Raw genomic sequence first — 13445 nt, 5'->3', positions numbered from 1 at the left:
ACCACAAGTGATCCAGCTGGGCTACCAGGACTCGAACCTAGAACAACGGAACCAGAAACCGTCGTGTTGCCAATTACACCATAGCCCAATGGATGGTCTAGACCATCCAAGTACCCCCGACCGGATTCGAACCGGCGCTACTGCCGTGAGAGGGCAGCGTGCTAGGCCGCTACACAACGGGGGCCCTAGCGATCCTGCATGAGAGGCAGCGGGTGCGACCCGGACTGCCTCCCTTGAGAAGGATCTGTACCCCCGACCGGATTCGAACCGGCGCTACTGCCGTGAGAGGGCAGCGTGCTAGGCCGCTACACAACGGGGGCCTTGCAGAGTTGACCTCTGCGGTTGCAGATGAGCTCTGCGAGCTGGCCTACCAGGACTCGAACCTAGACTAACGGAACCAGAAACCGTCGTGCTGCCAATTACACCATAGGCCACTGAAACACAACCCCCTACAGGGATTCCGTTTTAGCTAGCGCCTCCGGTTTTCTGACCTTTCGGCCCGTTCTCCGGCGGCGCAGGAAGAACATTACCTGAAGGTGGACGGCGCTCCAAAACGGGTATCAGCGCCGAGGATCACGGGGAGTTCGGCCAGCGAGGCGATCCGGTGCGGGCCCCTGGGACCGCTATCCGGCGCGGTGTGCGCGCCGGCACGGTCGATCCAGATGGAGAGCATCCCCGCGTCGGCGGCGCCGCGTCCGTCGATCTCCGGGTGGTCGCCGACGTAGGCGACCTGGTGCGGAGGCAGGCCGAGGGCGTCGCAGGCGGCGTGGAAGGCCGCCACCGCGGGCTTGGACACACCCAGTTCGGCCGCGCACAGGACGCTCTCGAAGCGGTCGCGTACGCCCAGCACCCGAAGCTTGCGGTCCTGGTTGGCGAAGCTGGAGTTGGACAGGATCGCGTGCCGGTGACTGGCGGCGAGCGCGTCCAGGGCGGGCACCGTGTCCGGGAAGAGAGCCCAGGCGGCTTCGTAGTGTCCGGCGTAGCGCTCGAACCAGCCGTCGGCCTCGGCGTCGCTCAGGGGCCGGTCCAGGAACGCCCGGACGCGGTCCCTGCGCTGGCCCTGCCAGCCGGTCTCCCCTGCCGCGAACCTCGCCCAGTGCACGTCGGTGATCTCCCGCCAGCGCGCCAGCGCCTGGTCGGGGGACGCGTAGGTGTCGAGCAGCCCCTCGGCCGCCAAGTGCCCGCGCATCCCGGCCCGGTCGGCGCCCGTGTAGTCGAAGAGGGTGTCGTCGATGTCCCAGACCAGGGCCTTGATGCTCATGGTCCGACGGTATCTCCGGGTGGGGCGCGTGTCGCCGCCCGGTGCGCGAAGGGGGGCGGCGCCCGGTCCCGGGCGCCGCCCCCCTTCGTACGACCGCGTGTGACGGTGGCTACAGCTTCGCCAGTGCCGCGTCGACGCGGGCCAGTGTCCGCTCCCTGCCCAGGATCTCCAGGGACTCGAAGAGCGGCAGGCCGATGGTGCGACCGGTGACGGCGACGCGGACGGGGGCCTGGGCCTTGCCGAGCTTGAGGCCGTGCTCCTCGCCGGCGGCCAGGACGGCCTCCTTGAGGGACTCCGCCGAGGTCCAGTCGGCCGCGTCCAGCTTCTCGCGCGCCGTACGCAGCAGCGCGTCGCTGCCCTCCTTCATGGCCTTCGTCCAGGACGCCTCGTCGAAGACCGGCTCCGCGAGGAACAGGAAGTCGACGTTGTCCGTGATCTCGGAGAGGACCTTGAGGCGGGTCTGCGCGTGCGGGGCGATCGCCTGCCACTTCGCCTCGTCGAAGTCCTCCGGCGCCCAGGGGGCGAAGGGGGCCTTCAGCCAGGGGGCGCAGCGCTCGGTGAACTCCTTCACGTCGAGCAGGCGGATGTGGTCGGCGTTGATGGCTTCGCACTTCTTGAGGTCGAAGCGGGCCGGGTTGGGGTTCACGTCCGCGATGTCGAAGGCGGCGACCATCTCCTCGATGGAGAAGATGTCCCGGTCCGCCGACAGGGACCAGCCGAGCAGGGACAGGTAGTTGAGCAGGCCCTCGGGGAGGAAGCCGCGCTGCCGGTAGAGGTTGAGCGAGGACTCCGGGTCACGCTTGGAGAGCTTCTTGTTGCCCTCGCCCATGACGTACGGGAGGTGGCCGAAGGCCGGGGTCTCCTTGGCGATGCCCAGCTCGGTCAGCGCCTGGTAGAGGGCGATCTGGCGCGGGGTGGAGGAGAGCAGGTCCTCACCGCGCAGGACGTGGGTGATCTCCATCAGGGCGTCGTCGACCGGGTTGACGAGCGTGTAGAGGGGCGCGCCGTTGGCCCGTACGATCCCGTAGTCCGGGACGTTCTCCGCGAGGTAGGTGATCTCGCCGCGGACCAGGTCCGTGAAGGTGATCGTCTCGTCGGGCATGCGGAAGCGGACGATGGGCGTGCGGCCCTCCGCCTCGTAGGCCTCGGTCTGCTCGGCGGTGAGGTCACGGCAGTGGCCGTCGTAGCCGGACGGCCTGCCGGCGGCGCGAGCGGCGTCCCGGCGGGCGTCCAGTTCCGGCGTCGAGCAGTAGCAGTGGTAGGCGCGGCCCGCGTCCAGGAGCTTCTGGGCGACGTCCTTGTAGATGTCCATCCGCTGCGACTGGCGGTACGGCGCGTGCGGGCCGCCGCCCGCGCCGGAGGCGCTATCGAACGCAGCGGGGCCCTCGTCCCAGTCGAAGCCCAGCCAGCGCATCGAGTCGAGCAGCTGGTCGTACGACTCCTCGGAGTCGCGGGCCGCGTCGGTGTCCTCGATACGGAATACGAACGTGCCGCCGGTGTGGCGGGCGTATGCCCAGTTGAACAAGGCAGTACGGACCAGCCCCACGTGGGGGTTGCCGGTCGGGGAGGGACAGAAACGTACGCGGACGGAGCCGTTAGCCACGCTTGATCACCTTGTTGGTGAGAGTGCCGATGCCTTCGATGGTGACGGCGACCTCGTCGCCGACGTTCAGGGGGCCGACCCCGGCGGGGGTGCCCGTGAGGATCACGTCACCGGGGAGCAGCGTCATGGCCTCGGTGATGTTGACGATCAGATCCTCGATGGAGTGGATCATCTCGCTGGTGCGGCCGAGCTGACGCTGCTGTCCGTTGACCGTGCACTGGATGGTCAGGTCGGAGGGGTCCACGTCCGTCTCCACCCAGGGGCCGAGCGGGCAGGCGCCGTCGAAGCCCTTGGCCCGGGCCCACTGCTTCTCGCGCTTCTGGACGTCGCGCGCGGTGATGTCGTTGGCGCAGGTGTAGCCGAGGATGACGTCCTTGACGCGCTCGCGCGGGACCTCTCGGCACATGCGGCCGATGACCACGGCCAGCTCGGCCTCGTGGTGCACCTCGTTCGAGAAGGTGGGGTACTGGATCTCGTCGCCGGGGCCGATCACGGAGGTCGACGGCTTGAAGAAGGCGAACGGGGCGTCGGGCACCTCGTTGCCGAGTTCCCGTGCGTGCTCGGCGTAGTTGCGGCCGAAGGCCACGACCTTGTTGGGGAGCACGGGGGGCAGCAGCCGCACCTTGTTCAGCGGGACCTTCGTGCCGGAGAGCTCGAAGTCCGTGAACGGGATGCCCTTGATGATGTCGAGGACGAGTTCGTCCGGCTTGTCGCCCTCGACCGCGCCGAAAGCGACGTTGCCGTCGATGGAGAACCTGGCGATGCGCACGGGATCGTTGCGCCCCTCACTGAGCTGGCTGGAGTCTGACGCTCCAGGCTAACGCGGGAAGAGGTGGGCGCCTCGCGCATTTCGCCGGGTGCGCTACTCCGCGGCGGTGGCGGCGACCGGCGCTTCCATCAGGATGGTGCGGCGGGGGTTGGCCGTCTGGGCGGGGAGGTCGAGCGAGTGCTCCGGCTGCTCGGGCGTGCGCAGCTCGTCGGCGTCCTCGAGGTGGGCCAGCGTGGTGCGTCGCGGGTTGGCAATGTTGCGGAACATCATCGTCGTCTTCACTGTTGTACTCGACCTTGTCGTCGGGGGCGCCGGGCGGGCTCAAAAGCCCCCACACAGGCGCAGGTTGTCGGATTTGCCATCCCTGTAAAGCGTCAGGCTAAACATGTAATTCCCAGGCGAAGCCGTGAAGACCTCATGATCGTGGTGTGAGTTTCCTCACTTACTAGTAGGCAAACCGGTCAATTCAGGCTGGCGATCCGATCGGACGAAACCGGCATTACGCCACTGAAGCCAACATTCCGCTCCTGATCATGGCGACTGGGACACCCCGAGCACCCCAACACCTCGTAGGCATACGCCCGTTATGTACGAGATCACTTTCTACGTCTCGTGACACAGCCCTCACAAGCTGTCACGGAGGTCACAGCCTGGTACTCGGGCCTTGTTGGAGATCCGGCACTGTGCTGGAATTCCACGAACCGCCGCGGGATCGAACCGGCGCGCAGGGGGCGCAACGAAGCGCCGAGTGGCGGCGGAGAAGGGGGATCCAACGCCGGTCACTCACGACCACCAGGGGGCGCGTCTGCGCCCCTGAACGACGCCGACACCGTCCCGCCGTTTACGCGGAGGGACGCCTGGTCCAGAGGTTGCGACGCTAGTGCAGGGACGTTTCAAGAGGGATGGCAGCGCTTCGGCGGAGCCGGAGCCACACGGCGGGACTGGCCCCACCAAAGGCAGCTCCTCGCCCCAGCACGCCCAGAACCCGGGACCGGCAGAGGTCGGCGGCAGCGGTGAACGTTCCGCACGCCCCGGCGTGACGGCTCCCCCCAAACCGGCAGCCAAGAAGCCGAAGGGCAGCAGCACCGGCCCCGGCTCGCGAATAGCCTTGCGCAACTGGCGCATCTCCACGCGTCTGGTCTCGCTGCTCGCGCTCCCCGTGGTCGCCGCGACCTCGCTCGGCGCGCTGCGCATCAACCAGTCGATGGACGACATCCAGCAGCTCGACAACATGAAGCTGCTGACGGACATCACCCAGCAGGCGACCGAGCTCGCCGCCGCGCTCCAGAAGGAGCGCGACACGACAGCGGGACCCCTGGTGCACGGCACCACGGCCACCTCGCCCACGGTCAAGGGCGTCCGCGACGCCACGGACGTCTCGAAGAAGAACTTCCTCGCCGGCGTCCAGGAGATCGACGACTCCAGCACGGACGGCCAGCTCACCGGCGTCCGCGACAGCCTCGTCGGCCTCACCCGCGAGCTGCAGAAGCTCAACAGCATCCGCGGCGACGCCTACGACGAGCCCGACAACTCCACGCAGACCGTCGAGGCGTACCACCGGGTCATCACCCAGCTCCTCGGGCTCTCGCAGGACATGGCCGAGGCGACCAGCAACCCGGAGATGATCCAGCGCACGCGTGCACTGGCGGCCTTCTCCTCGGCCAAGGAGTACGCCTCCGTCCAGCGAGCGGTCATCGCCGCGGCGCTCCCCGAGAGCAACACGACCTTCGGCTCACTGTCCGAGACCGACAGGCAGTACGCGCTCTCGGCGCAGCAGAGCCAGGAGTCGGACCTCAGCAGCTTCGAGAGCATCTACGGAGAGGGCTCCGCGGAGCTCCTCAAGCCCATCGAGAGCGGCAACCCGACCATCGAGGCGGCCGACGACTACGCCAAGCGCGTGCTCGCCAGCAAGGGTGGTCTCGCCCAGCGCGACAAGCGCTCGTATCTGGACTGGGTCGACGACGACTCGACCAAGATCGGGCAGATGGCGAACATCGAGACCACGCTGCTCGGCGAGATGGAGCAGAAGGCCCGTGAGCTGCGCAACGAGGCCGAGAGCGAAGCGATCTTCTCGGGTGCGTTGATCCTGCTCGTCCTCGGTGTCTCGCTCGTCGGCGCCTTCGTCGTGGCCCGGTCCATGATCCGCTCGCTGCGCCGACTCCAGGACACCGCGACGAGGGTCGCCCAGGAACGGCTGCCCGAGCTGGTCAAGCAGCTCTCCGAGTCCGACCCGCAGGACGTCGACACCTCCGTCGAGTCGGTCGGTGTGCACTCCCGGGACGAGATCGGCCAGGTCGCCGCGGCCTTCGACGACGTGCACCGCGAGGCCGTACGACTCGCCGCCGAGCAGGCACTCCTGCGAGGCAACGTCAACGCGATGTTCACCAACCTCTCGCGCCGCTCCCAGGGCCTCATCCAGCGTCAGCTCTCGCTCATCTCCGAACTGGAGTCGCGCGAGGCCGACCCGGACCAGCTCTCCTCGCTGTTCAAGCTCGACCACCTCGCGACCCGCATGCGCCGTAACGGTGAGAACCTTCTCGTTCTCGCCGGTGAGGAGCCAGGCCGACGCTGGACCCGCCCGGTCCCGCTGGTCGACGTGCTCCGCGCCGCCGCCTCCGAGGTGGAGCAGTACGAGCGCATCGAACTCTCCTCCGTGCCGACCACCGAAGTGGCCGGCCGGGTGGTCAACGACCTCGTGCACCTGCTCGCCGAGCTGCTGGAGAACGCCACGTCGTTCTCCTCCCCGCAGACCAAGGTCAAGGTCACCGGTCACGCGCTGCCCGACGGCCGTGTGCTGATCGAGATCCACGACACCGGTATCGGCCTCTCCCCCGAGGACCTCGCGGCGATCAACGAGCGGCTCGCCTCGCCGCCCACCGTGGACGTCTCGGTGTCGCGCCGCATGGGTCTGTTCGTGGTCGGCCGGCTGTCCCAGCGTCACGGCATCCGTATCCAGCTGCGCCCGTCCGACTCCGGCGGCACGACGGCCCTCGTCATGCTCCCCGTCGATGTCGCCCAGGGTGGCAAGAAGGTTCCGAACAAGCCTGGTCAGAGCGCGGGTCCGGCGGCCTCGCAGGCCTCCGCCGGTGTCGCCGCGGCCCGCCGCGGCAACGGCCAGGCGGGCGGTCCCGCCCTCGGCGGCGGCGGCAACCCCGGTCGTGTCGGTGCCCCGCCGCAGCGTGGGCAGGTCGGCGCCGGCCAGGGTCCGCGCGCCGCGCTGCCGGGCAGCCAGGGCGGCAACCCGGGCGGATCGCGCGGGCCGCAGGGTCCGGGCAACCCGCCGCAGGGCAGGCCGGCTCCGGCCGGAGCCGGTGCCGGTGTCTTCGGACAGAACACGTCCGGCGCCCCGCAGGGCCTCCAGGCCGCCGGAACCGGTGCGCAGGGCTTCGGCGACGGACCCGGCGCCCGTCAGGGCGCGTTCGGTGACGCGACCGGCAACCGCCAGAGCGGGTTCGGCGACGGACCCGGTACACGGCAGAACGGCCCCGCGGCCGCTCCTCCGCAGCAGCCCACCGGCAAGGGCAGCCGTCGCAGGCCGCAGCTTCCGGGCCGGGGCGGCGCACGCGCCGAACTCCCCGGTGGCAACGGGCAGTCGAGGCCGAGCTGGAGCGACGACAACGCCCAGCCGCCGGTGCCGCGTGCCTCCCTCGACACCCCGCGTGGCCACGAGGAGCCCGACTCCACCTCGCGCATCCCGCGCATCGACGACCACCAGGGACCGCCGGCCACCGGCGCCAACGCTGCCACCTCGGAGTTTCCGCGGATCGACGACCGCCAGGGTCCCGCCGCCACCTCCGAGTTCGCCCGCCCCGACTACGACGCACCGCGCCCCGGCGCCGCCCCGTCGCAGTACTCCGGACAGGGCACCGGGCAGTACCCGGGTCAGAACTCCGGCCAGAACTCCGGTCAGTTCGTCCGCCCGGATGTCTTCGGCTCCTCGGGCACGGCTCCCACCGGTCAGAACCCGTCCACCACGGGCCAGTTCGCCACTCCGGGCTACGGCGCCTCCCAGGACCCCTCGTCCACCGGCCAGTTCGCGACGCCCGGATACGGCAACGGCCAGAACCCGTCGTCCACCGGACAGTTCGAGCGGCCGCAGGCACCGCAGCGGCCGCCGGTTCCTCCGCAGCGGCCCGTACACGCGCCGGAACCCGAGGCCCTGCCGCCGGCGGGCCCCGGTGACGGACGCACGCCGCTGTACGACACGCTGGAGACCAACTGGTTCCACGGTCAGCAGGCGGCCGCGGCGGCAGCAGCTGCCGCGGCGCAGAACAACCAGACCAACGGCTCGCAGGGTTCCCCCCAGACCCCGCAGCCGCAGGCGCCCGCGGTTCCACCGCGGCCCGCCGCCGCGCCGGCCGCCCAGGCGTCCTGGCGCACCTCGCCGAACGACGACCTCGTCCGGCAGGCAGAACGCGTCCGTCAGCCATCGGCGGGCGGGGTCACCACCTCAGGCCTGCCGCGCCGCGTCCCGCGAGCCAACCTCGTCGCGGGCACGGCGCAGCAGCAGACGCACCAAACCGGTCCGCAGGTCTCGCGTGCGCCTGACGATGTACGCGGTCGGCTGACCAATCTCCGTCGGGGCATTCAGCAGGGTCGCCAGGCCGGTACAGGCCAGACCGGCAGCTTCCCCAGCCCCACTCACCAGCAGGAGCACTAGTTGAGTCAGATGAGCCAGGCCGCACAGAACCTGAACTGGTTGATCACCAACTTCGTGGACAACACCCCCGGGGTGTCCCACACCGTCGTCGTGTCCGCCGACGGTCTCCTTCTGGCGATGTCCGAAGGCTTCCCGCGCGACCGCGCCGACCAGCTCGCGGCGGTCGCGTCCGGGCTCACCTCGCTGACGGCCGGGGCTTCCCGGATCTTCGAGGGCGGCACGGTGGCCCAGACAGTCGTGGAGATGGAGCGCGGGTTCCTTTTCCTGATGTCCGTTTCGGACGGATCGTCTCTGGCGGTCCTCTCCCACCCGGACTGCGACATCGGCCTTGTCGGCTACGAAATGGCGCTGCTCGTCGACCGCGCGGGCGCAGTGCTCACGCCGGACCTGCGCGCCGAACTACAGGGAAGTCTGCTCCACTAACGGCCCTGGGTTCTACCCACAGCACCAAATCACCGTCCGGCCGACACAATCCCCCCACCGGCCTCAACAGACGGCACGACTGACCCACTTGCTGTCCCGCCCGGAGGATTCATGACCCCGCCCAACGCCTCTCATGATCCGTACTCACATACGTACGAGGAAGAGGGCGACCAGCCGCTGGTACGTCCGTACGCGATGACCGGCGGCCGGACCCGGCCGCGCTACCAGCTCGCCATCGAGGCACTGATCAGCACCACGGCCGACCCGGCGCAGCTGATGGGGCTGCTCCCCGAGCACCAGCGGATCTGCCACCTGTGCCGTGAGGTGAAGTCCGTAGCCGAGGTATCGGCACTTCTGTCCATGCCACTGGGTGTGGCACGGATCCTTGTCGCGGACCTCGCCGAGGCCGGACTCGTCGCCATCCATCAGCCGGGCGGCGACGAGAGCAACGGCGGAGCGCCGGACGTGACTTTGCTCGAAAGGGTGCTCAGTGGACTTCGCAAGCTCTGACGGAGGCCGGGCGACCACCTCCGCGAAGATCGTGGTGGCGGGTGGCTTCGGTGTCGGCAAAACCACGTTCGTGGGTGCCGTCTCGGAGATCAACCCGCTGCGCACGGAGGCCGTCATGACGTCCGCTTCGGCGGGTATCGACGACCTCACCCACACCGGGGACAAGACCACCACCACGGTGGCCATGGACTTCGGACGAATCACCCTGGACCAGGACCTGATCCTGTACCTCTTCGGTACGCCGGGTCAGGACCGTTTCTGGTTCATGTGGGACGACCTGGTCCGCGGCGCCATCGGCGCGGTGGTCCTGGTGGACACCCGGCGTCTCGCCGACTGCTTCCCCGCGGTCGACTACTTCGAGAACTCGGGTCTCCCGTTCGTCATCGCCCTCAACGGCTTCGACGGGCACCAGCCGTACAACCCCGAAGAGGTCCGCGAGGCCCTCCAGATCGGCCCGGACGCCCCTATCATCACGACGGACGCCCGGCATCGCGCGGACGCGAAGAGCGCGTTGATCACGCTCGTCGAACACGCGCTCATGGCGCGCCTGCGCTAGCGGACAACCGGTCCGGGGTGGCGGAAGACCCGTTCACCCCGGTCCATAAGTCGACAGTTCTATAAGACAGTTGTCGTAGACGCACTGGAGCCGGCTGTGTCATTTGACACGGTCGGCCAAAGTGTTCATAACATTTCGACAGAGAATTGCAGGGGCACCAACACGCATCGCGTTCAACCGGTACCGCTGTGCTCACAAAGGCCCCGTCTTTTGACGGGGCTAGTTCTTTATGACCGTTTTATCTGAGGCATGCCTCACCCGGAATCATGGGTTCCGAGTGTTTGGAAGGGCGCCGCCTGACGTGCTGGAATGCGCTGACCTGCCCAGTAGTCAAGGGCGCCGGAGACACCGCGGCACAACGTAGGTGCCGACGCCGAGAGGTTTTGGTCGAGTGAGGCGAAGCAAGAACGGTCCCGAGCCGTCGGCACGGGGCAACTTCACCCCGCCGCCGCGCGTCGCGGGGCCCGCACACGGCTCCCCGGAGCCCATGTCGGCACCGGCGCCGAGCGGCAGTCGTTTCTCCCCGCGCAACTGGCGCGTGCCGACCAGGCTGAACGCGATTCTGCTCATCCCCGTGGTGGTCGGCCTGGTCATGGGCGGCTTCCAGGTACGGAACTCGATAGACACCTGGCAGGAGGCCGAGGACGCCGAGGCGACGGCCCGCCTGGTGCAGGCCGCGCTGACCTACGGCGACAAGCTGTACATCGAGCGCGACGTCACCGCCGAGCCGCTGCTGACCGGCAAGGGCGAGAGCAACGCGACCGTCGTCAAGGCCCGCGCGGACACGGACAAGGCCGCGGACGCCTTCGACGAGGTCGCCCAGAACATGCCGCAGACGGCCGGCCTCCAGCGCCGTCTGCTGATCTTCCGCAAGGTCGAGCCCGGCCTCGCGACACTGCGCAAGGCCGCGTACACCTCCCAGCTCACCGGCGTGCAGACCGAAGAGGGCTACACCCAGATCCAGCACCCGCTGATGGAGTTCTCCAACGAGCTCGGCCTGGGCACCGGCAACATCACCAGCTACGGCCGTACCGTCTACGCGCTCTCGCTCTCCAAGGCCGCCGCGTCGCTCCAGCGGTCCATCGGCATGCACCTGCTGCTCAAGCCCGGCCCCACCGCCCAGGACCTCGGCAAGCAGCGCGTCGCCCTGTCCTCGTACGCCTACCTCGAGGGCATCGCCGTCGAGGAGTACATCGGCGGTGGCACCGAGGCCGACGCGGCCAAGCTCACGGCCGCCCAGAAGAAGCTCAAGACCGACGGCCAGGCCCAGGCCCAGGCCGCCGCCGAGGCCGCCGCGGCCAAGGGCCAGACCTATGTGCCCCCGCCGTCCGGGGACACCGCGATGGTCTCGGCCCTCGGCACGCTCGCCTCCACCGACCAGAGCGCCCGTGACGGGCTGGCCTCGCAGGGCGTCACCGCGGGCAACTGGTGGGCGGTCAACACCGGCAAGGTCGACGCCTACCGCGCCCTCGAGTCGGATCTGACCGAGAAGGCGGTGGCCGAGGCCTCCGACATCTCCGACAGCGCCAAGCAGGACGCCATCATCACCGGCGCGGCCGTCGTGATCGCCCTGCTCGCCGCGTTCATCCTGGCCGGCATGGTCGCCCGCCAGATGAGCCGCTCGATGCGCCAGCTGCGCAACGCGGCCTTCAACGTGGCCGAGCAGCGCCTGCCGATGCTGGTCGACCAGCTCTCCCGCACCGACCCCGGTCGGGTCGACACCCGCGTGCAGCCCATCCCGATCACCACCACGGACGAGATCGGCGAAGTCGCCCGCGCCTTCGACCAGGTCCACCGCGAGGCCGTACGACTGGCCGCCGAGCAGGCCCTCCTGCGAGGCAACATCAACGCGATCTTCACCAACCTGTCGCGCCGCAACCAGTCCCTGATCGAGGGCCAGCTGACCCTGATCACCGGCCTGGAGAACAACGAGGCGGACCCGGACCAGCTGGAGAACCTCTTCCGCCTGGACCACCTCGCGACCCGTATGCGCCGCAACGGCGAGAACCTCCTGGTCCTCGCCGGCGAGGAGCCGGGCCGCCGCTGGGACCAGCCGGTCCCGCTCGTCGACGTGCTGCGGGCCGCCTCCTCCGAGGTGGAGCAGTACGAGCGCATCGAGCTCTCCGGTGTCCCGGAGGCCGAGATCCACGGCCGCGCCGTGACCGACCTCGTGCACCTGCTCGCCGAGCTCCTGGAGAACGCCACGACGTTCTCCTCCCCGCAGACCAAGGTCCGCGTCACCGCGACCCGTCTCCCGGACGGCCGTGTCATGGTCGAGATCCACGACAAGGGCATCGGCCTCACCGCCGAGGACTTCGCGGACATCAACCACAAGCTGGCCAACCCGCCGACCGTGGACGCCGCGATCTCGCAGCGCATGGGCCTGTTCGTGGTCGGCCGGCTGTCCGACCGGCACGGCATCCGCGTCCAGCTCCGCCCCTCGGGCGAGCAGGCCGGTACGACCTCCCTGGTCATGCTCCCCGACGCGATCACCCACGGTGGCGGCGGCGGCGAACAGCAGCTCCAGCGCGACGAGTTCACCGTCTCGCAGATCATGCCCGAGCAGCCGTCCTTCCAGGGTGAGCCGTTCCAGGCCCAACAGCAGCAGCAGCCGCCGCTTCGTACGGCCGCCGAGCTCGGCTTCGACGACAGCCGCTACGAGGTACCGGACGACATACGCGAGCTGGACCCCGTCGGCCGCTCGCTGATGCGCGAGGAGCGCCGAGCGAACCTGGAGGCCCAGACGGGCCAGCCGGAGGCCCCGGAGACTCCCGGTTACCAGGAGGGCTTCGAGGCCCAGCAGCCCACGTACGAGAACGGGCAGCAGTCGTACGCCACTCCCCCGGCGTACGACAACGGACAGGCACCCTTCGAGGCGCAGGCTCCCTACGCCAACGGGCAGGCCCCGTACGAGGAGCAGCAGGCGACCTACGACCAGCAGACGGCGTACGAGGAGCCGCAGCAGGGGTCGTACGACGAGACGTACTTCCCGTCGACCGGCGGCTACCCGGAACCCACGTATCCGGAGCCGGTCCAGGAGGACGGTTCGGGTAACCGGAACGCCGCCTCCGAGACCTTCTCGGCGTTCGCGCAGCCGTCCCACCAGGACGACTGGCCGCAGCAGGACGCGCAGCAGAACGCGTATCGGTCCGAGTACGCTCCGGAAGCGGAATCGGCGAAGACCGCTGACGCGGGTGAGCAGGACCGCGTAGGCTTCAGCCGTCCGGGACCGGCCCCCTCCGCCCCGCACACACTGACCGACGCGGGCCTTCCCCGCCGCGGCGCCACCGCGACGGGCAACGGCCAGCGGTCCGTCGAACAGCGGGACCAGACGCCGCCGCCGGCGACCACGGAGGGCCCCGACGACTGGCGGTCGTCCAACGACGACCGCTGGCAGCGTGCCGAGCAGCTCAAGAAGCCCAAGGCCGGCGGGGTCACCCCGTCCGGTCTGCCGCGGCGGGTGCCCAAGGCCAACCTGGTCGAGGGGAAAGCGGAATCGACCCCGCAGGGCGGCCCCCAGGTCTCCCGCGCTCCGGAGGACATCCGGGGCAGGCTGAGCAACCTGCGTCGCGGCGTACAGCAGGGACGCAATGCAGGTAGTGACACGAACGGCCAGGGCCTCGGTCCTGACAGCACCTACAACCAGGAGCGTTAGTGTGAGCC

Annotated in this window: 9 protein-coding genes and 4 tRNA genes; 5 read left to right on the top strand and 8 right to left on the bottom strand. The window is 69.3% G+C overall.

The window, feature by feature from the left end:
- Positions 1 to 16: 16 nt before the first annotated feature.
- From ACIBLC_RS19965 to ACIBLC_RS19930, 8 genes are all read right to left on the bottom strand, one after another.
- Positions 17 to 88: transfer RNA gene (locus ACIBLC_RS19965), tRNA-Gln, on the bottom strand.
- A gap of 23 nt (positions 89 to 111) precedes the next feature.
- Positions 112 to 184 (bottom strand) — tRNA-Glu (locus ACIBLC_RS19960).
- Between the two features lie 63 nt (positions 185 to 247).
- Positions 248 to 320: transfer RNA gene (locus ACIBLC_RS19955), tRNA-Glu, on the bottom strand.
- A gap of 42 nt (positions 321 to 362) precedes the next feature.
- Positions 363 to 434, bottom strand: a tRNA-Gln gene (locus ACIBLC_RS19950).
- A 92-nt stretch (positions 435 to 526) separates the two neighbouring features.
- Positions 527 to 1261, bottom strand: a complete 735-nt coding sequence (locus tag ACIBLC_RS19945) for an HAD family hydrolase (RefSeq protein WP_399212331.1) — start codon at positions 1259 to 1261, stop codon at positions 527 to 529.
- A gap of 109 nt (positions 1262 to 1370) precedes the next feature.
- Positions 1371 to 2864: a glutamate--tRNA ligase gene (gene gltX, locus ACIBLC_RS19940; protein ID WP_399212330.1), complete on the bottom strand. Its 1494-nt coding sequence runs from the start codon at positions 2862 to 2864 to the stop codon at positions 1371 to 1373.
- The gene (locus ACIBLC_RS19935) at positions 2857 to 3633 is read right to left on the bottom strand and encodes a fumarylacetoacetate hydrolase family protein (RefSeq protein WP_399212329.1); all 777 of its coding nucleotides are present in this window, start codon (positions 3631 to 3633) and stop codon (positions 2857 to 2859) included. Before ACIBLC_RS19935 ends, gltX begins: the two co-directional genes overlap by 8 nt.
- 93 nt (positions 3634 to 3726) lie before the next feature.
- A complete protein-coding gene (locus ACIBLC_RS19930) occupies positions 3727 to 3915 on the bottom strand; it encodes a hypothetical protein (RefSeq protein ID WP_399212327.1) in 189 nt (62 codons plus the stop codon).
- 598 nt (positions 3916 to 4513) lie between these two features.
- Here ACIBLC_RS19930 and ACIBLC_RS19925 point away from each other — a divergent pair.
- The 5 genes from ACIBLC_RS19925 (at position 4514) to ACIBLC_RS19905 (ending at position 13437) form a co-directional block, all read left to right on the top strand.
- The gene (locus ACIBLC_RS19925; RefSeq protein WP_399212326.1) at positions 4514 to 8293 is read left to right on the top strand and encodes a nitrate- and nitrite sensing domain-containing protein; all 3780 of its coding nucleotides are present in this window, start codon (positions 4514 to 4516) and stop codon (positions 8291 to 8293) included.
- 9 nt (positions 8294 to 8302) lie between these two features.
- The gene (locus tag ACIBLC_RS19920; RefSeq protein ID WP_044471908.1) at positions 8303 to 8716 is read left to right on the top strand and encodes a roadblock/LC7 domain-containing protein; all 414 of its coding nucleotides are present in this window, start codon (positions 8303 to 8305) and stop codon (positions 8714 to 8716) included.
- Positions 8717 to 8827: 111 nt separating this feature from the next.
- Positions 8828 to 9226 carry a DUF742 domain-containing protein gene (locus ACIBLC_RS19915; RefSeq protein WP_383685865.1) on the top strand — a complete coding sequence of 133 codons (399 nt, stop codon included), beginning with the start codon at positions 8828 to 8830 and terminating at the stop codon, positions 9224 to 9226.
- Complete coding sequence (locus ACIBLC_RS19910) at positions 9207 to 9782, top strand: ATP/GTP-binding protein (RefSeq protein ID WP_028802395.1); 576 nt, start codon at positions 9207 to 9209, stop codon at positions 9780 to 9782. The genes ACIBLC_RS19915 and ACIBLC_RS19910 overlap by 20 nt, the downstream gene beginning before the upstream one ends.
- A 391-nt stretch (positions 9783 to 10173) precedes the next feature.
- Entirely contained in the window at positions 10174 to 13437 is a 3264-nt protein-coding gene (locus ACIBLC_RS19905; protein ID WP_399212325.1) for a nitrate- and nitrite sensing domain-containing protein, read from the top strand.
- Positions 13438 to 13445: the final 8 nt, after the last annotated feature.

Origin of the sequence: Streptomyces sp. NPDC050535 (assembly GCF_044457665.1) — a bacterium.
GTDB lineage: Bacteria > Actinomycetota > Actinomycetes > Streptomycetales > Streptomycetaceae > Streptomyces.
Note: the sequence above shows the minus strand (reverse complement) of the source record. Positions and strands in the feature narration are given on the sequence as shown.

Bases quoted from the DNA above. Each gene is read 5' to 3' on its own strand.
- ACIBLC_RS19945 (WP_399212331.1), bottom strand. From the start codon at position 1,261: ATGAGCATCAAGGCCCTGGTCTGGGACATCGACGACACCCTCTTCGAC.
- ACIBLC_RS19920 (WP_044471908.1), top strand. From the start codon at position 8,303: ATGAGCCAGGCCGCACAGAACCTGAACTGGTTGATCACCAACTTCGTG.
- ACIBLC_RS19915 (WP_383685865.1), top strand. From the start codon at position 8,828: ATGACCCCGCCCAACGCCTCTCATGATCCGTACTCACATACGTACGAG.